The 24,872-nt window shown below is 54.7% G+C and carries 18 protein-coding genes and 3 pseudogenes; 20 read left to right on the plus strand and 1 reads right to left on the minus strand.

Annotated elements, in window-relative coordinates:
- Positions 1-38: 38 nt before the first annotated feature.
- Entirely contained in the window at positions 39-833 is a 795-nt protein-coding gene (map, locus tag HA41_RS11945; RefSeq protein ID WP_094120978.1) for a type I methionyl aminopeptidase, read from the minus strand.
- A gap of 316 nt (positions 834-1,149) precedes the next feature.
- Here map and rpsB point away from each other — a divergent pair, with 316 nt between their 5' ends.
- The 20 genes and pseudogenes from rpsB to tilS all read left to right on the plus strand — a co-directional run bounded on the left by rpsB (position 1,150) and on the right by tilS (position 24,870).
- Positions 1,150-1,875, plus strand: coding sequence for a 30S ribosomal protein S2 (rpsB, locus tag HA41_RS11950; RefSeq protein ID WP_143807325.1), 726 nt, complete (start codon positions 1,150-1,152; stop codon positions 1,873-1,875).
- 181 nt (positions 1,876-2,056) lie between these two features.
- A complete protein-coding gene (tsf, locus tag HA41_RS11955; RefSeq protein ID WP_094120979.1) occupies positions 2,057-2,908 on the plus strand; it encodes a translation elongation factor Ts in 852 nt (283 codons plus the stop codon).
- A gap of 157 nt (positions 2,909-3,065) precedes the next feature.
- Positions 3,066-3,791: a UMP kinase gene (gene pyrH, locus HA41_RS11960; protein ID WP_031375278.1), complete on the plus strand. Its 726-nt coding sequence runs from the start codon at positions 3,066-3,068 to the stop codon at positions 3,789-3,791.
- A gap of 143 nt (positions 3,792-3,934) precedes the next feature.
- Complete coding sequence (frr, locus tag HA41_RS11965) at positions 3,935-4,492, plus strand: ribosome recycling factor (RefSeq protein WP_094120980.1); 558 nt, start codon at positions 3,935-3,937, stop codon at positions 4,490-4,492.
- A gap of 115 nt (positions 4,493-4,607) precedes the next feature.
- On the plus strand, positions 4,608-5,804 hold the full coding sequence (gene ispC, locus HA41_RS11970) for a 1-deoxy-D-xylulose-5-phosphate reductoisomerase (protein ID WP_094120981.1): 1,197 nt from the start codon (positions 4,608-4,610) through the stop codon (positions 5,802-5,804).
- Positions 5,805-5,981: 177 nt separating this feature from the next.
- Positions 5,982-6,734, plus strand: a complete 753-nt coding sequence (gene ispU / locus HA41_RS11975) for a (2E,6E)-farnesyl-diphosphate-specific ditrans,polycis-undecaprenyl-diphosphate synthase (protein ID WP_094120982.1) — start codon at positions 5,982-5,984, stop codon at positions 6,732-6,734.
- A gap of 18 nt (positions 6,735-6,752) precedes the next feature.
- Positions 6,753-7,610 (plus strand): phosphatidate cytidylyltransferase, encoded by an 858-nt coding sequence (cdsA, locus tag HA41_RS11980; RefSeq protein ID WP_094120983.1) that lies wholly within the window; start codon positions 6,753-6,755, stop codon positions 7,608-7,610.
- Positions 7,611-7,622: 12 nt separating this feature from the next.
- Complete coding sequence (gene rseP, locus HA41_RS11985; RefSeq protein ID WP_094120984.1) at positions 7,623-8,972, plus strand: sigma E protease regulator RseP; 1,350 nt, start codon at positions 7,623-7,625, stop codon at positions 8,970-8,972.
- Positions 8,973-9,023: 51 nt separating this feature from the next.
- On the plus strand, positions 9,024-11,435 hold the full coding sequence (bamA, locus tag HA41_RS11990; RefSeq protein ID WP_094120985.1) for an outer membrane protein assembly factor BamA: 2,412 nt from the start codon (positions 9,024-9,026) through the stop codon (positions 11,433-11,435).
- 110 nt (positions 11,436-11,545) lie between these two features.
- A complete protein-coding gene (gene skp / locus HA41_RS11995) occupies positions 11,546-12,043 on the plus strand; it encodes a molecular chaperone Skp (RefSeq protein WP_003852644.1) in 498 nt (165 codons plus the stop codon).
- Between the two features lie 3 nt (positions 12,044-12,046).
- Entirely contained in the window at positions 12,047-13,072 is a 1,026-nt protein-coding gene (lpxD, locus tag HA41_RS12000) for a UDP-3-O-(3-hydroxymyristoyl)glucosamine N-acyltransferase (protein WP_094120986.1), read from the plus strand.
- A 152-nt stretch (positions 13,073-13,224) separates the two neighbouring features.
- Positions 13,225-13,680, plus strand: coding sequence for a 3-hydroxyacyl-ACP dehydratase FabZ (gene fabZ, locus HA41_RS12005; RefSeq protein WP_031375286.1), 456 nt, complete (start codon positions 13,225-13,227; stop codon positions 13,678-13,680).
- A 3-nt stretch (positions 13,681-13,683) separates the two neighbouring features.
- Complete coding sequence (gene lpxA, locus HA41_RS12010; RefSeq protein ID WP_031375287.1) at positions 13,684-14,472, plus strand: acyl-ACP--UDP-N-acetylglucosamine O-acyltransferase; 789 nt, start codon at positions 13,684-13,686, stop codon at positions 14,470-14,472.
- A 3-nt stretch (positions 14,473-14,475) separates the two neighbouring features.
- Positions 14,476-15,623 (plus strand): annotated as a pseudogene (gene lpxB / locus HA41_RS12015) (lipid-A-disaccharide synthase).
- Positions 15,616-16,241, plus strand: a pseudogene (rnhB, locus tag HA41_RS12020) (ribonuclease HII). Before lpxB ends, rnhB begins: the two co-directional pseudogenes overlap by 8 nt.
- A 31-nt stretch (positions 16,242-16,272) precedes the next feature.
- A complete protein-coding gene (dnaE, locus tag HA41_RS12025) occupies positions 16,273-19,755 on the plus strand; it encodes a DNA polymerase III subunit alpha (RefSeq protein WP_094120987.1) in 3,483 nt (1,160 codons plus the stop codon).
- A gap of 12 nt (positions 19,756-19,767) precedes the next feature.
- Positions 19,768-20,724 carry an acetyl-CoA carboxylase carboxyl transferase subunit alpha gene (gene accA, locus HA41_RS12030; protein WP_031375289.1) on the plus strand — a complete coding sequence of 319 codons (957 nt, stop codon included), beginning with the start codon at positions 19,768-19,770 and terminating at the stop codon, positions 20,722-20,724.
- Positions 20,725-20,894: 170 nt separating this feature from the next.
- Positions 20,895-23,045: a lysine decarboxylase LdcC gene (locus tag HA41_RS12035; RefSeq protein ID WP_094120988.1), complete on the plus strand. Its 2,151-nt coding sequence runs from the start codon at positions 20,895-20,897 to the stop codon at positions 23,043-23,045.
- Positions 23,046-23,115: 70 nt separating this feature from the next.
- The gene (locus HA41_RS12040; protein WP_094120989.1) at positions 23,116-23,505 is read left to right on the plus strand and encodes a VOC family protein; all 390 of its coding nucleotides are present in this window, start codon (positions 23,116-23,118) and stop codon (positions 23,503-23,505) included.
- Positions 23,506-23,557: 52 nt separating this feature from the next.
- Positions 23,558-24,870: pseudogene (gene tilS / locus HA41_RS12045) on the plus strand (tRNA lysidine(34) synthetase TilS).
- Positions 24,871-24,872: the final 2 nt, after the last annotated feature.

Below are 24,872 nucleotides of genomic sequence, written 5' to 3' on the forward strand. Positions count from 1 at the left end.
AGCCGGCATAGTGCCGGCTTGATTCTGTAATAGGGGAATTACCCTTCAGCAACCAGCACCGCAGGCAGGGTGTCATCTTTGCGCAGGGTTAAGATCTCACAACCGTTTTCCGTCACCACAATAGTATGCTCATACTGCGCGGACAAGCTGCGATCTTTGGTTTTTACCGTCCAGCCATCTTTCATGGTGCGGATGCGGTAATCGCCCGCATTGACCATCGGTTCTACGGTAAAGGTCATGCCCGCCTGCAGCACCACGCCGCCATCGTCCGCATCGTAATGCAGCACCTGTGGTTCTTCATGGAAGCCCTTGCCGATGCCGTGACCGCAATACTCACGCACTACCGAGAAGTCATTTGCCTCAACATATTTCTGAATCGCGCGGCCCAGCTCACGCAGACGGATGCCTGGCTTAATCAGACGCAACGAAAGATAGAGACTCTCCTGAGTGACGCGGCACAGACGCTCGCCCTGAATGGTTGGCTTGCCGACGATAAACATCTTAGAGGTGTCGCCGTGGTACGCATCTTTAATCACGGTGACATCAATATTGATGATGTCGCCATCTTTTAACTGGCGGTCATCACTGGGGATACCGTGACAGACCACTTCATTGACCGAAATGCAGACCGATTTCGGAAAGCCGTGGTAGCCCAGACAGGCAGAAACCGCCTGCTGGTGCTGCGTGATGTAGTCGTGGCAGATGCGGTCCAGTTCACCGGTGGTGACACCCGGTTGAACATGGGGCTCGATCATCTCCAGCACCTCGGCAGCCAGACGGCCAGCAACGCGCATTTTTTCGATTTCTTCAGGGGTTTTAATTGAAATTGCCATTAAATTAATCCGCATTTGTCGAAATTTTCGACAATAATGAACTCTGTGCTGTCATGTTAGCAGTCAGCAAAAGGGCTGCCAAATAGAGAACACGCTGGCCGCGGTCAGCGATCATTTATTGGCGTCCAGGGCGTGGTTATGGTATAAAGCGCGCCGACGATTCTCTGTATGGCCGTTTCGGTCAGCAGGAAACGCATAACTCTCATTATGTGTAATAAAACACACATGTATCGACACATACGCCGGGGTGCCTTGAAAGAGGTCGGTCGTATGGGATACATGGAGGCCCAACCCCAATCAAACTTTAGAGGTTATCATGGCAACTGTTTCCATGCGCGACATGCTCCAGGCTGGTGTTCACTTCGGTCACCAGACCCGTTACTGGAACCCAAAAATGAAGCCATTCATCTTTGGTGCTCGTAACAAGGTTCACATCATCAACCTGGAAAAAACTGTCCCTATGTTCAACGAAGCTCTGGCTGAACTGAACAAGATCGCTTCCCGTAAAGGTAAGATCCTGATCGTAGGTACCAAGCGCGCTGCTGCTGAAGCGGTAAAAGAGTCTGCACTGAGCTGCGACCAGTTCTTCGTAAACCACCGCTGGTTGGGTGGCATGCTGACTAACTGGAAAACCGTGCGTCAGTCAATCAAGCGCCTGAAAGATCTCGAGACTCAGTCTCAGGATGGTACTTTCGACAAGCTGACCAAAAAAGAAGCGCTGATGCGTGCGCGTGAGCTGGCCAAGCTGGAAAACAGCCTGGGCGGTATCAAAGATATGGGCGGTCTGCCAGACGCGCTGTTTGTTGTTGATGCTGACCACGAACACATCGCAATCAAAGAAGCAAACAACCTGGGTATCCCGGTATTTGCTATCGTTGATACCAACTCAGATCCAGACGGCGTTGATTTCGTTATCCCAGGTAACGACGATGCGATCCGTGCTGTAAACCTGTACCTGAATGCCGTTGCGACCACCGTTCGCGAAGGCCGTTCTCAGGACCTGGCTGAGCAAGCTGAAGAAGCGTCTTTAGAAAACGCTTAATAAGGTTTGCTCTGCATAAGAGCCCTTAGTATTCAGATGTGATCTGTAAGGGGCCATTGCTGGCCCCTTTATTTTATCTAAGTCTGTCACGCTCCCTTTGGGACAGCGGGACAGAGTAAATTTTCCGCAAATAAGTGTCTGCGGGTGCAAACGTACCGGGGCACGAACCGAGGATTCTGGAATGGCTGACATTACCGCTGCATTGGTAAAAGAACTGCGCGAGCGTACTGGCGCGGGCATGATGGACTGCAAAAAAGCGCTGACTGAAGCGAACGGCGACATTGAGCTGGCGATTGAGAACATGCGTAAGTCTGGCGCAATCAAAGCAGCGAAAAAAGCAGGCAACGTTGCTGCTGATGGCGTAATCAAAACCAAAATCGTTGGTGACTACGGTGTGATTCTGGAAGTGAACTGCCAGACTGACTTCGTTGCGAAAGATGGTGGTTTCCAGGCATTTGCAGACAAAGTTCTGGATGCAGCTGCAGCGGATCGCGTCACTGACGTTGAAGTACTGAAAGCGCAGTTCGAAGAAGAGCGCGTTGCGCTGGTGGCTAAAATCGGTGAGAACATCAACATCCGCCGTGTGGCAATCCTGGAAGGCGCAGAGCTGGGCAGCTACCTGCACGGCGCACGCATCGGCGTACTGGTTTCAACCACTGGCGCAAACGAAGATCTGATCAAGCAGATCGCGATGCACGTTGCGGCGAGCAAGCCTGAGTTTGTTAAGCCAGAAGACGTTTCTGCCGACGTGGTAGAGAAAGAGTACCAGGTTCAGCTGGACATCGCGATGCAGTCTGGCAAGCCAAAAGAGATTGCAGAGAAGATGGTTGAAGGCCGTATGAAGAAATTCACCGGCGAAGTTTCTCTGACCGGCCAGGCTTTCGTTATCGACCCAAGCAAAACCGTTGGCCAGGCGCTGAAAGAGCAGGGCGCTGACGTCATCAATTTCATCCGCTTCGAAGTGGGTGAAGGCATCGAGAAAGTTGAGTCTGACTTCGCTGCAGAAGTTGCAGCCATGTCCAAACAGTCTTAATGCTTTGAAAGAACCGCCAGAAGGCGGTTCTTTTTTGTCTGTGAACCGCAACAGAGACGTTTTCAGTTTCATCCCAATAGCAATTTGATTGCGGTAAGCGGATGATCGATCAGATTTTACTTCTCCTTATCACCCTATCTTCCAGGAAGAACTGACCATGGCGACCAACGCAAAACCTGTTTATCAACGTATCCTGCTGAAACTGAGCGGCGAAGCCCTGCAAGGCGCTGAAGGTTTTGGTATCGACGCGAGTGTGCTTGACCGTATGGCACAAGAGGTTAAAGAGCTGGTTGAACTGGGCATCCAGGTTGGCGTTGTGATTGGCGGGGGTAACCTGTTCCGTGGCGCAGGCCTGGCACAGGCGGGCATGAACCGCGTCGTGGGCGACCATATGGGAATGCTGGCAACCGTGATGAACGGCCTGGCAATGCGTGATGCACTGCACCGCGCCTATGTGAACGCACGTCTGATGTCGGCAATTCCACTGAATGGCGTCTGTGACAACTACAGCTGGGCGGAGGCGATTAGCCTGCTGCGCAACAACCGCGTGGTGATTTTCTCCGCCGGTACCGGTAACCCGTTCTTCACCACTGACTCTGCTGCCTGCCTGCGCGGTATTGAGATTGAAGCCGACGTGGTACTGAAAGCAACCAAGGTTGATGGCGTCTACTCTGCCGACCCGGTGAAAACCCCGGACGCGACGCTGTATGAACAGCTGACCTACGCTGAAGTGCTGGATCAGGAGCTGAAAGTGATGGATCTTGCCGCCTTCACTCTGGCGCGTGACCACAAATTGCCGATCCGCGTTTTCAACATGAATAAACCTGGCGCACTGCGTCGCGTAGTGATGGGTGAAAAAGAAGGCACCCTGATTACGCATTAATACCCGAGGCGAGATAAAATAAGGTATATTCTGTCAGCGCGATGATAATGCATCGCGCACCAGTCAGGATTATCGATGATTATCGATCCCGCTTCCGGTTATGCCGGAACTGGCCAGGTCAAACCGAATCCAAGGGTTTCAACGTGATTAACGACATCAAAAAAGATGCTGATACGCGCATGGAAAAATGCGTCGAAGCATTCAAAACCACCATCAGCAAAGTGCGCACCGGTCGTGCTTCACCTTCGCTGCTCGACGGCATCATCGTCGAATATTACGGTACGCCAACGCCGCTGCGTCAGCTCGCCTCCGTCACCGTGGAAGATTCACGCACGCTGAAAATCAACGTGTTTGATCGCTCACTCGGTCCGGCAGTCGAAAAGGCGATCATGACCTCCGATCTGGGCCTGAACCCAAGTTCAGCCGGTACGGATATTCGTGTTCCGCTGCCTGCACTGACGGAAGAACGCCGTAAAGACCTGATCAAAATCGTGCGCGGCGAAGCCGAGCAGGGCCGCGTGTCGGTACGTAACGTCCGTCGCGATGCCAACGATAAAATCAAAGCGCTGCTGAAAGATAAAGAGATCAGCGAAGACGATGAGCGTCGTGCGCAGGATGAAATTCAGAAAATGACCGATGCACACATCAAGAAAGTTGATGCTGCACTGTCAGAAAAAGAGACGGAGCTGATGGATTTCTGATCCCATCACTGCCGGACAAAACGCCGTACAGAGAGGTATTCGTATGAATGCGACATCTGGCGGCGTTTTACATTGTGCCTGCGGGCACGTCTGTTGACTTCACATGGATAGCATCATGAAGCGATTAACTCTGCTGGGCTCAACCGGGTCAATCGGCACCAGTACCCTGGCGGTGGTTCGTGCCAATCCGGAGCGTTACCAGATCACGGCGCTGGTTGCCGGTCACAACGTGGCGCTGATGGCCGAACAGTGTGCCACTTTCCATCCGCGCTACGCCGCAATGGCTGATGAAACCTCAGCGGCCGCGTTGCGTGAGCGACTGAGAGCACTCAAGGTAAACACTGAAGTGCTCTCCGGCGTTCAGGCAGCCTGTGAGCTGGCGGCACTGGATGACGTCGATCAGGTGATGGCGGCGATTGTCGGCGCATCCGGTCTGCTGCCGACGCTGGCAGCGATCCGCGCCGGCAAAACCGTGCTGCTGGCGAATAAAGAATCGCTTGTCACCTGCGGCCGTTTATTTATGGAGGCGGTGCGCCATCATAATGCCCAATTACTGCCGGTCGACAGCGAGCATAACGCCATTTTTCAGAGTTTACCGGCTACCATCCAGCATCAGTTAGGTTACGCTGACCTGCAGGATAACGGCATTGAGTCGATTATCCTTACGGGATCAGGTGGTCCTTTTCGTGACACAGATTTAGCGGATCTCAGCGCCATGTCGCCGGATCAGGCTTGTGCACATCCGAACTGGTCAATGGGGCGAAAAATCTCCGTTGATTCGGCCACCATGATGAATAAAGGTCTTGAGTACATTGAAGCCCGTTGGCTGTTTAATGCCAGCGCAGCGCAGATGGAAGTGATACTGCACCCACAATCGGTGATTCACTCCATGGTGCGATACTGCGATGGCAGCGTGCTGGCTCAGTTGGGTTCTCCCGATATGCGTACGCCGATTGCCCACAGCATGGCCTGGCCTGCGCGTATTCACGCGGGCGTCACGCCGCTGGATTTCACCCGCATGTCGGCGCTGACGTTTGCAGAACCTGATTTTGGTCGCTATCCCTGTCTGAAGCTGGCGATTGACGCTTGTGAAGCAGGGCAGGCGGCAACCACCACGCTCAATGCTGCCAACGAGGTTGCCGTTGCGGCTTTCCTGAATCACCAGATTCGCTTTACCGACATCGCCGCGCTGAACAGCGCTGTGCTGGCGGCGCAGGCGTGTCCGGAACCCGATTCGGTGGACGCTGTCCTTGAAATCGATCGCACCGCACGCGCGCTGGCGACAGAAACGTTGTCGCGCTTCACGTCGTGACGCCGATCGTTATGAGGCCATTTGTTCGCTTCGGGTGAAAATGGTATAGTCGCTGGCTCGCGTTTCACGGTCTGTCACCGAATTCGGTGTAGCCTGACACAAGGTGTCAGGATTTGGATCGGGCGCAATGTATTCAGAAACCACAGCATTTCTGATGAAAGGAATAGAGTACGCTTTATGTCGTCTAACAATCACAACAACACTGATGACCAGCAGGGAACCGGTCCGCGCCACGTCGCTATCATCATGGATGGCAATGGTCGCTGGGCCAAAAATCAGGGAAAATTGCGTATCTCCGGCCACAAAGCGGGCGTGAAATCGGTTCGCCGCGCTGTCAGTTTTGCCGTGAGTAACAACCTTGAGGCGCTGACGCTCTATGCTTTCAGTAGCGAAAACTGGAGCCGTCCGGCGCAGGAAGTCACCGCATTAATGGAGCTGTTTGTCTGGGCACTCGACAGTGAAGTAAAGAGCCTGCACAAGCACAATGTTCGTTTACGCATCATTGGCGATACCAGCCGGTTCAGCCCGCGCATTCAGGAGCGGATTCGTCGTTCTGAGGCGCTGACCGAAAATAATGATGGCCTGACGCTTAACATCGCTGCTAACTACGGCGGCCGTTGGGATATTATCGAAGGCGTAAAAAAACTGGCAGAACAGGTGCAGGAAGGTTTACTGCGTCCTGACCAGATTACCGAAGAGAGCCTGACGTCGCAGCTTTGTATGCATGAACTGGCGCCAGTGGATTTAGTGATAAGGACCGGGGGAGAGCATCGGATTAGCAACTTCCTGCTGTGGCAAATTGCCTATGCTGAATTCTATTTTACCGATGTGCTCTGGCCGGATTTCGATGAACACATTTTTGAAGGTGCACTGAATGCATTCTCTCTGCGGGAGCGTCGTTTTGGCGGCGCTGCACCAGGCGGCGCCTGAGCAATCTGGGGGTAACCTTTGCTGAAGTCTCGTCTGATTACCGCGTTGATATTAATTCCGCTGGTAATTGCTGCTCTGTTCTGGTTACCGCCGGTGGGTTTTGCTATTACAACCCTCGTTATCTGCATGCTGGCTGCCTGGGAATGGGGGCAACTGGCCGGCATGGCCTCCCGTCAACAACGCATCTGGCTGGCCGTGCTCTGTGGGCTGCTGCTGGCGCTGATGCTATTTACCTTGCCACCCTATCAACATGATGTGCATCTGCCGCAGGTCGCGACATCGCTTTGGGCGTCGCTGGTGTGGTGGGTCGTTGCGCTGCTGTTGGTGCTCTCCTATCCTGCTTCGGCGTCGTTCTGGCGTCATTCGCGTCCGCTCCGGTTACTGTTTGGCGTGTTAACGCTGGTGCCTTTCTTCTGGGGCATGATGGCGCTGCGTCAGTATCATTACGATACCGACCATTTCGCCGGTGCCTGGTGGCTGCTGTTTGTGATGTTGCTGGTGTGGGGCGCCGACTCGGGTGCCTACATGTTTGGCAAAATGTTTGGTAAGCACAAGCTGGCACCGAAAGTCTCTCCGGGTAAAACCTGGGAAGGTTTTTTCGGCGGTCTGGTGTCGTCGGCGCTGATTGCACTGCTGTTTGCCACGCTGGCACCGCTGACAGTATCAGCCGGCACGCTGGTAATCTGCGCGATTATCGCCACGCTGGCCTCGGTGCTGGGTGACCTTACCGAGAGCATGTTCAAACGTGAAGCGGGCATTAAAGACAGTGGTAATCTGATTCCCGGTCACGGCGGCATTCTGGATCGCATCGATAGTCTGACTGCGGCAGTGCCGGTGTTTGCCTGTTTATTGCTGTTGGTGTTCCGCACCCTTTAAGGACAGGCAACGATGTTGAGTATAATCTGGAGTTTTGTCGCCTTTATCGTCGCGCTGGGCGTGCTGATTACCGTACATGAGTTTGGTCACTTCTGGGTCGCTCGCCGCTGCGGTGTCAAAGTCGAGCGCTTCTCCATCGGTTTCGGTAAGTCCCTCTGGCAACGCCGCGACCGTCACGGCACCGAATTTGTTATCGCGCTGATCCCGCTCGGCGGCTACGTCAAAATGCTCGACGAACGCGTTGAAAGCGTTCCGGCTGAGCTACGCCATCAGGCGTTCAATAACAAAGCTATCTGGCAACGAGCCTCAATCATTGCGGCCGGTCCCATCGCCAACTTCCTTTTCGCCATCTTCGCTTACTGGGTTGTGTTTATTCACGGCGTACCTGGCGTGCGTCCGGTAATTGGTGAAATTTTAAACGGTTCGGTGGCTGCAGAAGCGCAAATTAAGCCCGGCATGGAACTTAAGGCTGTTGACGGTATCGAAACGCCTGATTGGGATGCTGTACGCATGGCGCTGGTCGGTAAAATCGGCGACAGCAATGCCACCTTAACCGTGGCGCGTTTCGGCGAAGAGGCCACGCAACAAAAGCAACTGGATTTGCGTAACTGGCAGTTTGAACCGGATAAGCAGGACCCGGTTGTGGCATTGGGTATTCGTCCGCGCGGTCCGCAGATAGAAACTACCCTCGCCGAAGTTCAGGCGAACTCGCCAGCCAGTGAAGCCGGTTTGCAAGCAGGCGACAGGATCGTTAAAGTCGATGGTCAGCCATTATCGCAGTGGCAGGCTTTTGTCGCTCAGGTCCGGGATAATCCCGGCAAAAGCATGGCGCTTGAGGTGGATCGCAGCGGTGACGACATCACGCTGACGATGACGCCAGAGGCGAAACCTGGCAATAAAGCGGAAGGATTTGCGGGCGTCATTCCCCGAATTGTTCCACTGCCAGAAGAGTATAAAACGGTAAGACAGTATGGCGCGTTTGCGGCAATCGGCGAAGCCAGTGTAAAAACCTGGCAACTGATGAAGCTCACCGTTTCTATGCTGGGCAAGTTAATAACCGGTGATGTAAAGCTGAACAACCTGAGCGGGCCAATTTCGATTGCGCAGGGTGCAGGATTGTCAGCAGAGTATGGGTTGATTTATTACCTGATGTTTCTGGCGTTGATTAGCGTCAACCTGGGCATCATCAATCTGTTTCCTCTGCCGGTTTTAGATGGTGGGCACTTGCTCTTCCTGGCGATCGAAAAGATCAAAGGTGGACCGGTGTCCGAGCGAGTTCAGGACTTTAGTTATCGCATCGGTTCGATTTTACTGGTGCTGTTAATGGGGCTTGCACTTTTCAATGATTTCTCACGTCTGTAATCGCGTAAACGCGAGCATTCGAGGGATGTGTTAGGAAAACGCATAATAACGATGGCGATGAAAAAGTTGCTCATAGCGTCGCTGCTGTTTAGCAGCGCCACCGTTTACGGTGCAGACGATTTCGTGGTGAAGGATATTCATTTCGAAGGGCTGCAGCGAGTCGCCGTCGGCGCGGCTCTGCTGAGCATGCCAGTACGGGTTGGCGATACGGTGAATGACGATGATGTCAGAAATACCATTCGCTCGCTGTTCGCTACTGGCAACTTTGAGGATGTTCAGGTCCTGCGAGACGGTACAACGCTGATTGTCCAGGTCAAAGAACGTCCTACCATTGCCAGCATTACCTTCACCGGTAACAAAGCGGTGAAAGAGGATCAGCTCAAACAAAATCTGGAAGCTTCTGGTGTACGTGTCGGCGAAGCGCTGGACCGTACCACGCTCTCTTCCATTGAGAAGGGACTGGAAGATTTCTACTACAGCGTCGGTAAATATACTGCCAGCGTGAAAGCGGTCGTTACGCCGCTGCCGCGTAACCGTGTCGATCTGAAACTGGTGTTCACCGAAGGTGTCTCTGCCAAAATTCAGCAGATCAACATCGTGGGTAACAAAGCCTTCAGTTCTGATGAACTGATCTCCCGTTTCCAGTTGCGGGATGAAGTGCCGTGGTGGAACGTGGTCGGCGATCGTAAATACCAGAAACAGAAACTGGCGGGTGACCTTGAAACCCTGCGCAGCTTCTATCTCGATCGCGGTTATGCCCGCTTTAACATCGACTCCACACAGGTCAGCCTGACGCCGGACAAGAAGGGCATCTACATTACGGTCAACATCACTGAAGGCGATCAGTACAAAATCGCTGGCGTGATCGTCAATGGCAGCATGGCAGGCCATTCAGCAGAAATTGAACATCTGACTAAGATTCCGGCGGGCGAGCTGTATAACGGCGCGAAAGTCACGAAGATGGAAGATGACATCAAGAAGCTGCTGGGTCGTTATGGCTACGCCTATCCGCGCGTGGTTTCTCAGCCAGAAATCAACGATGCCGATAAGACCGTAAAACTGCATATCAACGTGGATGCCGGCAATCGCTACTATGTCCGTAACGTCCGTTTCGAAGGCAATGACACCTCGAAAGATTCAGTGTTGCGTCGCGAAATGCGTCAGATGGAAGGGGCATGGCTGGGCAGCGATCTGGTTGAGCAGGGCAAAGAGCGTCTGAACCGTACCGGCTACTTCGAAACCGTCGATGTTGATACTCAGCGTGTGCCCGGGTCACCTGATCAGGTTGACGTGGTCTACAAAGTTAAAGAGCGTAACACTGGTACCTTTAACTTCGGCGTCGGTTACGGCACCGAAAGTGGCGTCAGCTTCCAGGTCGGCGTTACGCAGGATAACTGGCTGGGCACCGGTAATACCGTTGGCATCAGCGGTACCAAAAACGATTACCAGACCTACGCTGAGTTCTCGCTGACGGACCCTTACTTCACCGTTGACGGTGTGAGTCTGGGTGGTCGTCTGTTCTATAACGACTTTAAAGCAGACAACGCTGACCTTTCTGACTATACCAACAAAAGTTATGGTGTGGACGGAACGCTTGGTTTCCCGATTAATGAAAACAACACCCTGCGTGTCGGTCTGGGCTATGTCCATAATGACCTGTCAAACATGCAGCCGCAGGTTGCGATGTGGCGTTATCTTAATTCGGTCGGCAAACCACAGCAGCTCAATGACGAAGGGGATTTCTCAGCAGATGACTTCACCTTCAACTACGGCTGGACCTATAACACCCTGGATCGCGGTTTCTTCCCGACCTCCGGTAACCGGACCAACCTGAACGGTAAGGTGACGATTCCAGGCTCGGACAACAGCTTCTACAAGGCCACGCTGGATACACAGCAATATGTGCCGATTAACCAGGATCGTACCTGGGTGCTGTTAGGCCGTGGTCGTGTCGGTTATGGCGATGGTCTCGACGGCAAAGAGATGCCGTTCTATGAGAACTTCTATGCCGGTGGTTCCAGCACGGTTCGTGGCTTCCAGTCCAATACTATTGGTCCGAAAGCTGCCTACTACAATAATGACTCGTCCAACTGCCGGATCGCTGATCCAAACGGTGTCTGTAAGTCGGATGATGCGGTGGGCGGTAACGCCATGGCGATTGCCAGCCTTGAGCTGATTACGCCAACGCCGTTCCTGAGCGAGAAGTATGCTAACTCGGTCCGTACCTCGGTGTTTGTCGATGCCGGCACGGCGTGGGATACCAAGTGGGAAAATACCGACGAGACGCGTGCTGCCGGCATTCCTGACTACAGCGATCCCAACAATATCCGCGTATCAAGCGGTATTGCGCTGCAGTGGATGTCACCGCTCGGCCCACTGGTCTTCTCTTACGCCCAGCCGATCAAGAAAATCGAGGGAGACAAGTCAGAGCAGTTCCAGTTTAACATTGGTAAAACCTGGTAACGATCTGAGCATGGATGCATAGCTGAAGTATTGCCACCGGGCAGCTCACGGGGCTGTTCCGGGGCAAACACTGTGTCGCTGACACAAACGTTGATGGTAAGGAGTTTATAGTGAAAAAGTTGTTGTGTGCCGCAGGTCTGGGTCTTGCTTTAGCGGTTTCCGCTGGTGTTCAGGCTGCTGACAAAATTGCAGTGGTAAACGTGTCCAGCATTTTCCAACAGTTACCGCAACGTGCGACTGTTGCTAAACAGCTGGAAAATGAGTTCAAAGGCCGTGCTACTGAGCTGCAGAGTCAGGAACGCGATCTGCAAACCAAAATGCAGCGTCTGCAGCGTGACGGTTCAACCATGAAGGCCAGCGAACGCAGCCGCATGGAAAAAGACGTGATGTCACAGCGCGAAGCTTTCTCCTCCAAAGCACAGGCTTTTGAGCAGGATAACCGTCGTCGTCAGATGGAAGAGCGTAACAAGCTGCTGAGCCGTATTCAGGATGCCGTGAAGAAAGTCGCTGATAGCGATGGTTACGACGTCGTGATCGACGCGAATGCGGTGGCTTATGCGTCAAACGCAAAAGACATCACTGCTGACGTGCTGAAACAGGTTAAATAATTGATGTCATCTATTCGACTGGCTGATTTAGCCCAGCAGTTGGATGCAGAATTGCACGGAGATGGCGATATCGTCATCTCCGGCATTGCTTCTATGCAATCCGCCACAACTGGCCAAATCACTTTTCTTGCAAACAGCCGTTACCGCGAGCAACTCGCCCTGATTAAGGCCTCAGCCGTGGTGCTGACGGAAGCGGATCTGGAGTGGTGCCACACCGCAGCGTTGGTGGTGAAAAACCCTTACCTGACGTATGCGCGTATGGCGCAAATACTCGATACTACGCCTCAACCGGCAAGCAATATTGCGCCCAGCGCCGTTATCGATCCCAGCGCCCGACTCGGCGCAAATGTCGCCATTGGCGCCAATGCGGTGATCGAAGCGGAGGTTGAACTGGGCGATAATGTGGTGATCGGCGCGGGATGCTTTGTTGGCAAAAAAACCCGTATCGGCAGCGGCACACGCTTGTGGGCCAATGTCTCGGTTTATCATGAGATTCAGATCGGTCAGGATTGTCTGATTCAGTCCGGTACCGTCATTGGTTCTGATGGCTTTGGTTACGCCAACGATCGCGGTAACTGGGTGAAAATCCCCCAGTTAGGTGCTGTCATTATCGGCGATCGTGTGGAAATAGGTGCCTGTACCACCATTGATCGCGGTGCGCTGGATAACACTCTGATCGGCAATGGTGTTATCATAGACAACCAGTGTCAGATCGCCCACAACGTGGTTATTGGTGACAATACTGCGGTTGCAGGCGGTGTGATCATGGCGGGTAGTTTAAAAATTGGTCGTTACTGTATGATTGGCGGTGCCAGCGTTATTAACGGCCATATGGAAATCTGTGACAAAGTGACGGTGACCGGTATGGGCATGGTCATGCGTCCGATCACAGAGCCTGGTGTATACTCGTCGGGCATTCCGCTACAACCCAACAAAACCTGGCGCAAAACTGCAGCGCTGGTGATGAACATCGATGACATGAGCAAACGCTTAAAAGCCATCGAGCGCAAGGTCGGTAAAGACGACTAACCGCCATCCCAAAACTGACCGGCTTTCATAATAAAAGTGTTAAGCAGGGAAGCCAGGCGCCACAGAACCTATTTGCGGCCTGCGGACGATCGTATTGATCTGTGCAGGCCGTGTTATTGATGTCATCAGATTTTTAGGACGGGAAGAGTATTTTGACTACTGAAACTCATACTCTGAAAATTGAAGAGATTTTAGAGCTGCTGCCGCACCGCTATCCGTTTCTGCTGGTAGACCGTGTGCTGGAATTTGAAGAGCACAAATACCTGCGCGCAGTTAAGAACGTTTCTGTTAATGAACCGTTTTTCCAGGGGCACTTCCCTGGTAAACCGATTTTTCCTGGCGTTCTGATCCTGGAAGCGATGGCGCAGGCCACCGGTATTCTGGCGTTTAAAAGCGTGGGTAAACTGGAACCGGGTGAACTCTATTACTTTGCCGGTATCGACGATGCCCGCTTCAAGCGTCCGGTCGTGCCGGGCGATCAAATGATCATGGAAGTCACTTTCGAGAAAACCCGCCGTGGTCTGACCCGCTTTAAAGGCGTGGCGACCGTCGATGGTAAAATCGTTTGTGAAGCGACCATGATGTGTGCCCGTAGCCGGGAGGCATAATTCGTGATTGATCCAACCGCCACTATCCATGCCAGTTCTGTCATCGAAGAAGGCGCCATTATTGGCGCTAACGTCCACATTGGTCCGTTTTGCTTTGTTGGGGCCAACGTTGAAATCGGTGAGGGTACGGTCCTGAAATCACACGTCGTGATCAATGGCCATACGCGTATCGGCAAAGATAACCAGATCTATCAGTTCGCCTCAATTGGTGAAGTGAATCAGGATCTGAAATATGCCGGTGAACCGACGCGGGTTGAAATCGGCGATCGCAACCGCATCCGTGAGAGCGTGACGATTCATCGTGGCACTATCCAGGGCGGCCATGTCACCCAGGTGGGCAGCGATAATCTGCTGATGGTAAATGCGCACATTGCGCATGACTGCGTGATCGGTAACCGTTGCATCTTCGCCAACAACGCGACCCTGGGGGGGCACGTCACGGTCGATGATTTCGCTATTATTGGCGGCATGACGGCGGTGCATCAGTGGTGCACGATTGGTGCGCATGTGATGGTTGGCGGCTGTTCCGGCGTAGCACAGGATGTCCCGCCTTACGTGATTGCCCAGGGCAACCACGCCACGCCGTTCGGGATCAACATTGAAGGCCTGAAGCGTCGTGGCTTTAGCAAAGAGTCACTGCACGCGATTCGTAACGCCTACAAATTGCTTTATCGCAGCGGCAGAACGCTGGATGAAGTGAAGCCGGAAATTGAAGCGATCGCGAAGCAGCACAGCGAAGTGCAGCCTTTCTACGATTTCTTTGCCCGCTCAACCCGTGGATTAATTCGTTAATCCATGTCAGCGCGTCCCTTAACGATTGCCCTGGTCGCCGGAGAAACCTCCGGCGATATTCTTGGTGCCGGTCTGATCCGTGCGTTAAAAGCACGCCATCCTGAGGCTCGCTTTGTCGGCGTAGCCGGTCCGCTGATGCAGGCGGAAGGCTGCGAAGCCTGGTACGAGATGGAAGAGCTGGCGGTGATGGGTATTGTTGAAGTGCTGGGCCGGCTGCGACGCCTGTTGACCATCCGCCGCGATCTGACTCAGCGCTTTACCGAACTGCGACCGGATGTGTTCGTCGGTATCGATGCGCCCGATTTCAATATCACGCTGGAAGGCAACCTCAAACGGGCGGGCATTCGCACTATCCATTACGTTAGTCCGTCTGTCTGGGCATGGCGGCAAAAGCGCGTGTTTAAGATAGGTCGCAACACCGATCTGGTGCTGGCGTTTCTGCCGTTTGAAAAGCCTTCTACGATCGTTATAACGTACCCTGCCGCTTTATCGGCCATACCATGGCCGATGCGATGCCACTGCATCCCGATAAGCTGGCCGCGCGCCGTGATCTGGCGATTGCCGATGATGCGCTCTGTCTGGCGCTGCTGCCTGGCAGCCGCGGTGCAGAAGTGGAGATGCTCAGCGGTGATTTTCTCAGAACCGCCCAGCGGCTGCGTCAGCACTATCCGGCGCTGGAGATTGTGGTGCCGCTGGTTAACGCCCGACGCCGCGAACAGTTTGAGAAAATCAAAGCCGACGTGGCACCTGAACTCCCGATGCATCTGTTAGATGGTCACGGGCGAGAAGCGATGATTGCGAGCGACGCCGCATTACTGGCGTCCGGCACTGCCGCACTTGAATGCATGCTGGCAAAATGCCCGATGGTGGTCGGTTATCGGATGAAGCCTGCCACTTTCTGGCTGGCGAAGCGACTGGTGAAAACGCCCTACGTTTCGCTACCGAACCTGCTGGCCGGACGCGAGCTGGTGACCGAGTTACTGCAGGATGAATGTCAGCCGGACGCGCTGGCGGCAGCCTTAGATCCGCTGCTGCACGCCGGGCCTGAGCGTGACACTCTGCTGCAGACATTCCATGAATTACATCAACAGATCCGCTGGAACGCCGATGAACAAGCGGCGGATGCGGTACTGGAGCTGGCCAATGCCTGATTTTATCTATCCTGCTGCCGGGCTGATTGCCGGCGTGGACGAAGTAGGGCGCGGGCCGCTGGTGGGCGCGGTCGTCACTGCCGCGGTGATCCTCGATCCGGCGAAGCCGATTATTGGCCTGGCGGATTCGAAAAAATTGTCAGAAAAACGCCGACTGGCGCTGTACGACGAAATTAAAGAAAAAGCGCTAGCCTGGAGTCTGGGTCGTGCGGAACCGGAAGAAATTGATCAGCTGAACATTTTGCACGCCACCATGCTGGCAATGCAGCGTGCGGTCGCCGGTTTACACATTCTGCCTGACTACGTGCTGATTGACGGTAACCGCTGCCCGTCGCTGCCGATGCCGTCGCAGGCGGTAGTCAAAGGGGATAGCCTGGTGGCGGAGATTAGCGCCGCCTCCATCATCGCAAAGTGACGCGTGACCGTGAGATGGCGGAGCTCGATCTGCTGTTCCCGCAGTATGGTTTTGCGCAGCACAAAGGTTATCCGACGGCGCTGCACATGGAAAAATTGACGCAGTACGGCGCCACGCCGCACCACCGTCGCAGTTTTGCTCCGGTACGCAACGCGTTGATCGATGCCGACGTACTGGCAGCCCGCCAGCCCCTTACGCTTTAATAGCCTGACACTGTTTTAACCGGAAACTGATATGGCTGAACCCCGTTTTATACATCTGCGTGTCCATAGCGACTATTCCATGGTTGATGGCCTGGCGAAAACCGGGCCGCTGATCAAGAAGGCGGCTGCCCTGGGTATGCCGGCGATGGCCATTACCGATTTCACTAACCTGTGTGGATTAGTGAAATTCTACGGTGGCGCGCACGGCGCAGGGATCAAGCCAATCATTGGTGCCGACTTCAACGTCGCCAGCGAACTGATGGGGGATGAGTTAACCCAGCTGACGGTGCTGGCCGCCAACAACACCGGTTATCAGAACCTGACGCTGTTGATTTCACGCGCCTATCAGCGAGGCTACGGCGTGGCCGGACCGATCATCGATCGTGACTGGCTGGTGGAGTTAAACGAGGGATTGATCCTGCTGTCGGGCGGACGTCGCGGCGATGTCGGTCGCAGCCTGCTGCGTGGCAATACGGCACTGGTTTCGCAGTGTCTGGCGTTTTATCAGCAGCATTTTGCCAATCGCTACTATCTGGAACTGGTGCGCACCGGTCGCCAGGATGAAGAGAGCTACCTGCACGCGGCGGTTGAACTGGCAATCGCGGAAGGCATACCGGTGGTCGCCACCAACGAAGTCTGCTTCATCAACGAAGAGGATTTCGACGCTCATGAAATCCGCGTTGCCATCCATGATGGCTACACGCTGGACGATCCAAAACGTCCACGCAACTACAGTCCTCAGCAATATATGCGCAGCGAAGCGGAGATGTGTGAGCTGTTTTCGGACATCCCGGAAGCGCTGGAAAACAGCGTAGAGATTGCTAAGCGTTGTAACGTTACGGTCCGGCTGGGTGAGTACTTCCTGCCACAATTCCCGACCGGTGACATGACCACCGAGGATTATCTGGTGGTGAAGTCGCGTGAAGGACTGGAAGATCGTCTGGCGTTCCTGTTCCCCGATGAGGCGGAACGCGCAGAGAAACGCCCGGAATATGATGAACGCCTTGAGATTGAACTCAACGTCATCAACCAGATGGGGTTCCCAGGCTACTTCCTGATCGTGATGGAGTTTATCCAGTGGTCGAAGGATAACGGTGTACCGGTCGGACCGGGCCGTGGCTCTGGTGCCGGCTCGCTGGTGGCTTACGCCCTGAAGATTACGGATATCGATCCGCTGGAATTTGACCTGCTGTTCGAACGTTTCCTTAACCCGGAACGTGTGTCGATGCCCGATTTCGACGTCGATTTCTGTATGGAAAAGCGCGATCAGGTGATTGAGCATGTTGCTGACATGTACGGACGCGAAGCGGTTTCCCAGATCATCACCTTTGGTACCATGGCGGCGAAAGCGGTGATCCGCGATGTTGGCCGCGTGCTGGGGCATCCTTACGGTTTCGTCGATCGTATTTCAAAGCTGATCCCACCCGATCCAGGCATGACGCTGGAAAAAGCCTTTATCGCTGAGCCGCAGCTGCCGGCCATGTATGACGCGGACGAAGAGGTTAAGGCGCTGATCGATATGGCGCGTAAGCTGGAAGGCGTCACGCGTAACGCCGGTAAACATGCCGGTGGCGTGGTGATCGCGCCGACCAAAATTACCGATTTCGCGCCGCTCTATTGCGATGAGCACGGGCAGTTCCCGGTCACCCAGTTTGATAAGAATGATGTGGAATATGCCGGGCTGGTGAAGTTCGACTTCCTCGGCCTGCGTACGCTGACCATCATCGACTGGGCGCTGAAGATGATTAACCCGCGCCGGGAGAAGCAGGGACTGGAGCCGATCGATATCGCCGCCATCCCGCTGGATGATAAAAAAAGCTTCGACATGCTGCAGCGCTCGGAAACCACCGCGGTGTTCCAGCTGGAATCGCGCGGCATGAAGGATCTGATCAAGCGTCTGAAGCCTGACTGCTTCGAAGATATGATCGCACTGGTCGCGCTGTTCCGTCCTGGTCCGCTGCAGTCCGGCATGGTGGATAACTTCATCGACCGTAAACATGGCCGTGAAGCGATCTCTTATCCGGATATTCAGTGGCAGCACGAAAGCCTGAAGCCGGTGCTGGAACCAACCTACGGCATCATCCTCTATCAGGAACAGGTGATGCAGATCGCCCAGGTGCTCTCGGGTTATACCCTTGGCGGCGCGGATATGCTGCGCCGTGCGATGGGTAAAAAGAAACCGGAAGAGATGGCCAAGCAGCGTTCAGTATTCCAGGACGGTGCGGAGAAGATGGGCATCGACGGCGAACTGTCGATGAAGATCTTCGATCTGGTGGAAAAATTTGCAGGCTATGGCTTTAACAAGTCACACTCCGCCGCGTATGCGCTGGTCTCGTATCAGACGCTGTGGCTGAAAGCACACTATCCGGCCGAGTTTATGGCAGCAGTAATGACCGCTGATATGGACAACACCGAGAAGGTGGTGGGTCTGGTGGATGAATGCTGGCGCATGGGGCTGAAAGTGCTGCCGCCGGACATCAACTCCGGTCTCTATCAGTTCCACGTGAATGAAGCGGGCGAGATCGTCTACGGTATCGGCGCGATCAAAGGCGTCGGCGAAGGCCCGATCGAAGCGATCATTGATGCCCGTAACGAAGGCGGTTACTTCCGCGAACTGTTTGATCTCTGCGCCCGTACCGACACCAAAAAGATCAACCGACGGGTGATGGAAAAATTGATCATGTCTGGCGCCTTCGATCGCCTCGGACCGCACCGCGCCGCGCTGATGAGTTCACTCAGCGACGCGCTGAAAGCCGCCGATCAGCACGCCAAAGCGGAAGCGATTGGTCAGGCTGACATGTTCGGCGTGCTGGCTGAGGAACCGGAGCAGGTAGAGAAATCCTACGCCAGCGTCACGCCGTGGCCAGAACAGGTTCAGCTCGATGGTGAACGGGAAACGCTGGGGTTATATCTGACCGGCCACCCGATTAATCAGTATCTGAAAGAAATTGAGCGTTATGTCGGCGGGGTGCGGCTGAAAGATATGCATCCTACCGATCGCGGTAAAATTACCGTCGCGGCCGGTCTGGTGATCGCTGCGCGCGTAATGGTGACCAAACGCGGCAACCGAATTGGTATCTGTACTCTGGACGACCGTTCCGGCCGTCTTGAAGTGATGTTATTTACCGATGCGTTAGACAAATACCAGCAGTTGCTGGAGAAAGACCGTATCCTGATCGTCAGCGGACAGGTCAGCTTTGATGACTTCAGCGGCGGCCTTAAAATGACCGCCCGTGAAGTCATGGACATCGACGAAGCGCGCGAAAAATACGCGCGCGGACTTGCTATCTCGCTGACGGACAGGCAAATTGATGACCAGCTATTAAACCGACTCCGTCAGTCCCTGGAACCTCATCGCTCAGGGACCATTCCGGTGCATCTCTACTATCAGAGAGCCGACGCGCGAGCGAAGCTGCGCTTTGGTGCAGCGTGGCGAATTTCGCCCAGCGATCGTTTACTTAACGATCTGCGCTCGTTAATTGGATCGGAGCAGGTGGAACTGGAGTTTGACTAAAACAGGAACATTATGAGTCTTAATTACCTGGATTTTGAACAGCCGATCGCAGAACTGGAAGCGAAGATTGATTCGCTGACCTCGATTGGCCGTCAGGATGATAAACACGTTAATCTGGACGAAGAAGTTCAGCGCCTGCGCGAAAAAAGCGTTGAGCTGACCCGTAAAATCTTCGCCGACTTAGGCGCATGGCAAATCGCTCAACTGGCGCGCCATCCTTTGCGTCCTTATACCTTTGACTATGTGCGTAACGCATTCGACGATTTCGATGAGCTGGCGGGCGACCGTGCTTATGCGGATGACAAAGCGATTGTCGGCGGTATTGCGCGTCTCGATGGCCGTCCGGTGATGATCATTGGTCACCAGAAAGGGCGTGAAACCAAAGAGAAAATTCGCCGTAACTTCGGCATGCCAGCACCGGAAGGCTACCGCAAAGCGCTGCGCCTGATGGAGATGGCTGAACGGTTTAAGATGCCAATCATCACTTTCATCGATACCCCAGGCGCCTATCCGGGCGTGGGTGCCGAAGAGCGTGGTCAGTCAGAAGCCATTGCGCGCAACCTGCGTGAGATGTCGGGCCTGAAAGTGCCGGTCATCTGTACCGTAATTGGTGAAGGCGGTTCCGGCGGTGCGCTGGCGATTGGCGTGGGCGATAAAGTTAACATGCTGCAGTACAGCACCTATTCAGTAATTTCACCGGAAGGCTGTGCCTCTATTCTGTGGAAGAGCGCCGACAAAGCGCCTCTGGCTGCGGAAGCGATGGGCATTACCGCTCACCGTCTGAAAGAACTGAAGCTGATCGACTCAGTGATCCCTGAGCCGTTGGGCGGGGCGCATCGTCATCCGGTTGATATGGCGCAGTCGCTGAAACAGCAGCTGCTGGCCGACCTGGCCGATCTCGACGGCCTGAGCACGGAAGAGCTGCTGGATCGTCGTTATCAGCGCCTGATGAGCTACGGCTACGCCTGATTAGGCAGATAGCTTAAAAAGCGGACTCCGGTCCGCTTTTTTTATGCCGCAAGCCTGTCCTGTCTGTTTAATGTTCACCGTTGCGCCTTCATGCTGTTAATCCGGCTGGCTACACCTTCAATCGGTTAGCGTATATGCTTACCCGATGCCACGACAAAGGGAGGTGAGCATTGAATATTCTGGCGATCATGGGCGCGCACGGCGTGTTTTATAAAGATGAGCCGTTGCGTGAACTCGACGCGGCATTAAATCTGCAAGGCTTTCAGCTGCTTTACCCAAAAAACAGCGACGATCTGCTGAAACTGATTGAACACAATCCGCGTATCAGCGGCGTGATCTTCGACTGGGACGCGCATAACAGCCCGGAACTCTGTGGCGAGATCAATCAGCTCAATGAATACCTGCCGCTCTATGCCTTCATCAACACCCATTCGCAGATGGATATCAGCATCAATGAGATGCGGATGCCGCTGCACTTCTTTGAATACGCGCTCAATGCCGCCGACGATATCGCGCTGCATATCCGCCAGTACACCGATGACTATATTGACCACATCACACCGCCGCTGACCAAAGCGCTGTTCACCTACGTCAAAGAGGGTAAATACACCTTCTGCACGCCTGGTCACATGGCGGGTACTGCCTTCCAGAAAAGTCCGGTCGGCTGCCTGTTCTATGATTTCTTCGGTGCCAATACCCTGAAGTCCGATATCTCCATTTCAGTCACCGAACTGGGTTCACTGCTCGATCACACCGGCCCGCATCTGGAGGCCGAAGAGTATGTGGCGCGCACCTTTGGTGCTGAGCAGAGCTACATGGTGACCAACGGCACCTCGACCTCAAATAAAATTGTCGGGATGTATGCGGCATCTGCCGGTAGTACGGTACTTATTGACCGTAACTGCCACAAGTCTCTGACGCATCTGCTGATGATGAGCGATCTGATCCCGATCTGGCTGAAGCCGACCCGCAACGCGCTGGGCATCCTTGGCGGGATTCCAAAACAGGAATTTACCCGTGCCAGCATCACGCAGAAAGTCGCGGCCACGGAACGTGCCAGCTGGCCGGTCCATGCAGTAATCACCAATTCGACCTACGACGGCTTGCTCTATAACACCCAGTACATTAAAGAGACGCTGGATGTGCCGTCGATACACTTTGATTCCGCCTGGGTGCCCTATACCAATTTTCACCCGATTTATGCCGGCAAAAGCGGCATGAGCGGTGAACGTATTCCGGGCAAAGTAGTGTATGAAACCCAGTCGACTCACAAGCTGCTGGCGGCCTTCTCACAGGCATCGATGATTCATATTAAAGGCGACTACGACGAACAGACCTTTAACGAAGCCTATATGATGCATACCACCACCTCGCCGAACTACGCCATTGTCTCGTCGATTGAAACCGCGGCGGCGATGCTGCGCGGTAATCCGGGCAAGCGGCTGATCAACCGTTCGGTGGAGCGGGCGCTGCATTTCCGCCGCGAGATCCAGCGTCTGCGCGAAGAATCTGACAGCTGGTTTTTTGACATCTGGCAGCCGGAACAGATCGATGAGGCGCAATGCTGGCCGATCCAGCCAGGAGACGAGGCGTGGCACGGCTTTACCCAGGCCGATCGCGATCACATGTATCTCGATCCGATCAAGGTCACCATCCTGACGCCGGGCATGAGTGAACTGGGTGAAATGGCCGAAGAGGGGATCCCGGCCGCGCTGGTGGCGAAGTTTCTGGATGAACGCGGCATCGTGGTAGAGAAAACCGGCCCTTACAACCTGCTGTTCCTGTTCAGCATTGGCATCGACAAAACCAAAGCGATGAGCGTGCTGCGCGGACTGACCGAGTTCAAACGCGCTTACGATCTCAATTTGCGGGTGAAAAATATGCTGCCAGATCTCTACGCTGAAGATCCCGACTTCTACCGCAATATGCGGATCCAGACGCTGGCTCAGGGCATCCATCAGTTGATCCGTCATCACGATCTGCCGCGTCTGATGCTGCAGGCGTTTGATGTGTTGCCGGAGATGAAAATGACGCCGCATCAGGCTTTCCAGCAGCAGGTGAAAGGCAATATTGAAACCGTCGATATCAGCGAGCTGGTCGGGCGGGTGTCAGCCAACATGATTTTGCCCTATCCGCCGGGCGTGCCGCTGGTGATGCCGGGTGAGATGATCACGGAGCAGAGCCGCGCGGTACTCGACTTCCTGTTGATGCTGTGCAGCATTGGCCGCCACTATCCGGGCTTTGAAACCGATATTCATGGCGCCACGCTGACCGACGAAGGGGAATATCGCGTTCGGGTGCTGAAAAACGACGCGGGTTAAGAACTTTGTAGATTGTCAGCCTGCGGGTGCCTGCGTAAGGTAGGCACTCGTCTGAACTTAAGGAATTGAAATGCTGCAGTTAACGGCTATCCATCACATTGCGATCATCGCGTCAGATTATCAGCGCAGCAAAGCGTTCTATTGTGACGTGCTCGGCTTCAGCCTGATGGGCGAATATTACCGCGAAGCACGCGACTCATGGAAAGGGGACCTGGCGTTACAGGGCCAGTACACCATCGAACTCTTCTCTTTCCCTGAGCCGCCGGCGCGGGTCAGTCATCCTGAAGCCTGCGGGTTGCGTCATCTGGCGTTTACTGTGCCAGATGTCGCCGCAGCGGTCGCCACCCTGGCGGAGAAAGGCGTGGTGTGCGAACCGATCCGGATTGATGAGCTGACCGGTAAACAGTGCACCTTTTTTGCCGATCCAGATGGTTTGCCGCTGGAGCTTTATCAGGCGTAAAATAGCGCGCTCAGTGGGCCACATCCGGTGGCCCGATTGTCTGGATTGCACCATGTCTTTGCCCGCTCTTGATTCTCTGCTGCAACCGGATGCCGCGCTGGTGGTGGCGTTCAGTGGCGGACTCGATTCCACCGTCCTGCTGCATCAGGCATGGCGCTGGCAGCAGCACTCTCCTCAATCCCGCCTGCGGGCGCTGCACGTTCATCACGGACTGAGTCCCAATGCCGATCGCTGGGCGGCGCACTGTCTGGCGCTCTGCCAGCAATGGCAGCTACCGTGCGAGGTACTGCGGGTCAGGGTCGATGGTCGCGATAGCGGCATTGAAGCGGCCGCGCGCACTGCACGCTATCAGGCGCTGAGCGCAGCGCTGAAGCCTGGCGAAACGTTACTGACTGCCCAGCATCTCGACGATCAGTGTGAAACCTTTTTGCTGGCGCTGAAGCGCGGCAGTGGTCCGGCGGGGTTAGCCGCCATGCCGGTATCCCGCATGCTGGGTGCGCATCGCCTGTTACGTCCGCTGCTTGATCATTCTCGCCAGTCACTGGAGCACTATGCCCGGACGCATCAACTGGTGTGGGTTGAGGATGAGAGCAATCAGGATTTACGCTACGACCGTAACTTTCTGCGCCAGCGTCTGCTGCCTGAACTGAGTCAGCGCTGGCCCCATTTTGCCGAGGCGACGGCGCGCAGCGCGGCACTCTGTAGTGAGCAGGAGCAGTTGCTGGATGAGCTGCTGGCCGAGCAGCTCGCCGTGCTGACTCAGCCCGACGGCAGTTTACACTTTCTCCCTTTACTGACGATGAGTGAGGCGCGCGCCAATGCGTTGCTGCGTCGCTGGATCGCCGGGCAGGGCGGATCGATGCCGTCACGTGATGCACTGAACCGCATCCGCCATGAAGTGATGGCGAGTCGCGAAGATGCCCAGCCGCGGCTGCAGTCAGGTCAGGCTGAACTGCGACGCTATCGCCAGCAGCTTTACTGGCTGCCGCGGCTCAGTTCGCTACGCGACATCCAGCTGGCGTGGCCCGATATTAACCAGCCGCTGGCGTTGCCAGACAACCTGGGCGTGCTGCAGGCTAGTCAGGCCCAGCGTCCGTTACGCCTTCCCCAACCGGATGAACGGGTCAGCGTGCGGTTTCATGCGCAGGGTCAGGTTCATCTGGCGGGGCGCAGCGGCGGACGGGAAATGAAGAAGCTGTGGCAGGCGTTGCACATTCCGCCGTGGCAACGCGAACGGACGCCGTTAATTTTTTACAACCAGACGCTGATCTGCGCGCCGGATCTTTTCATTACCCGTGAGGCGCAGCCATCGATTCTGATGGCTGGCAGGTTGTCTGGCATTCGAAACAAAACGCAGGAGAGTAATG

It is taken from the genome of Pantoea conspicua (genome assembly GCF_002095315.1).
GTDB classification, from domain to species: domain Bacteria; phylum Pseudomonadota; class Gammaproteobacteria; order Enterobacterales; family Enterobacteriaceae; genus Pantoea; species Pantoea conspicua.

Excerpts from the sequence above, each read along its gene's own strand:
- map (WP_094120978.1), bottom strand. The coding sequence starts at position 833 with ATGGCAATTTCAATTAAAACCCCTGAAGAAATCGAAAAAATGCGCGTT.
- rpsB (WP_143807325.1), top strand. The coding sequence starts at position 1,150 with ATGGCAACTGTTTCCATGCGCGACATGCTCCAGGCTGGTGTTCACTTC.
- tsf (WP_094120979.1), top strand. The coding sequence starts at position 2,057 with ATGGCTGACATTACCGCTGCATTGGTAAAAGAACTGCGCGAGCGTACT.
- pyrH (WP_031375278.1), top strand. The coding sequence starts at position 3,066 with ATGGCGACCAACGCAAAACCTGTTTATCAACGTATCCTGCTGAAACTG.
- ispC (WP_094120981.1), top strand. The coding sequence starts at position 4,608 with ATGAAGCGATTAACTCTGCTGGGCTCAACCGGGTCAATCGGCACCAGT.
- ispU (WP_094120982.1), top strand. The coding sequence starts at position 5,982 with ATGTCGTCTAACAATCACAACAACACTGATGACCAGCAGGGAACCGGT.
- rseP (WP_094120984.1), top strand. The coding sequence starts at position 7,623 with ATGTTGAGTATAATCTGGAGTTTTGTCGCCTTTATCGTCGCGCTGGGC.
- bamA (WP_094120985.1), top strand. The coding sequence starts at position 9,024 with ATGGCGATGAAAAAGTTGCTCATAGCGTCGCTGCTGTTTAGCAGCGCC.
- lpxD (WP_094120986.1), top strand. The coding sequence starts at position 12,047 with ATGTCATCTATTCGACTGGCTGATTTAGCCCAGCAGTTGGATGCAGAA.
- dnaE (WP_094120987.1), top strand. The coding sequence starts at position 16,273 with ATGGCTGAACCCCGTTTTATACATCTGCGTGTCCATAGCGACTATTCC.
- accA (WP_031375289.1), top strand. The coding sequence starts at position 19,768 with ATGAGTCTTAATTACCTGGATTTTGAACAGCCGATCGCAGAACTGGAA.
- HA41_RS12040 (WP_094120989.1), top strand. The coding sequence starts at position 23,116 with ATGCTGCAGTTAACGGCTATCCATCACATTGCGATCATCGCGTCAGAT.